This window comes from Stenotrophomonas sp. P5_B8 (genome assembly GCF_054049855.1).
In genome coordinates, this window is sequence record NZ_JBFULO010000765.1 from 1 (window position 1) to 920 (window position 920).

The window sequence follows — 920 nt, forward strand, 5'->3', positions numbered from 1 at the left end:
GCTCCTCCACATCCCACCGAAAGGCAGCCGTCCAGCGGCCGTAGCCGACCCAAAGMGCAGCCGGCCAGCGGCCGGCACTACCGGTGRTCAGATCACCACKGGTCTTCCAGCTTCTGCGGCTTGCACGCCACCCACGAGGCGGTCAGCAGGATCACGGCGCAGACCACCAGGAACCCGAACGGCAGATACCACGCGCCGCTGATTTCATGGAGCCAGCCGAACAGGAACGGTCCCAGGCAGCTGAAGGCGTAACCGACGCCCTGCATGAACCCGGACAACGCCGCCGAGCCGGCCGGGGTGCGGGTACGCAGGTTGATCAGCGTCAGTGCGAGCGGGAACGTGGACGGCCCGATGCCCAGCAGGATCGCCCACAGCCACGGTGCCTTCATCGGCGCGAACAGCAGCCCGGCGAACGCGATCAGGAACGCGGAAAAACCGATCAGCACCAGCGGGAAGGGATTGCGCAGGCGCACTGCCAGCGCGGGCATGGTCAGCGACGGCAGCAGGCCGCACGCGGCGAAGATGGCGACCATGATCCCGCCGAACCCCGGCGTGGCACCGGCTTCCACCACGATGCGCGGCAACCAGGTGAACATCGAGTAGGTCATCAGCGAGGTCATGCCGAACATCAACGTCATGCCCCAGCCCAGCGGCGTGCGCCAGACCTTGCCGTGCGGCTGCGCAGCCGGATCGGCGGCGGAGTCCAGCGGGTCCGGATGCGGGCGGCGGCGGGCCAGCATCATCCACGGCAGCGCGGCAGCCAGGGCAAGGATCGACCAGATGCCGAGCGAGACGCGCCAGCCGGCGCTTTCGGCCAGCGGCACGGCGAGCAGGGCGGGCATCATCGTGCCGATCTGCAGCACGGTGATGTACAGCGTGCTGACGGTGCCGACGCGGTTGGCGAAGTAGCGCTTCACCAG

General features: G+C 68.6%; 1 protein-coding gene. It reads right to left on the minus strand.

The features are described from left to right. Nucleotides 1-92: 92 nt before the first annotated feature. Nucleotides 93-920, minus strand: an 828-nt coding sequence (locus ACXJKH_RS21315; protein ID WP_457322365.1) for an MFS transporter, incomplete at its 5' end; no start/stop codon positions are given.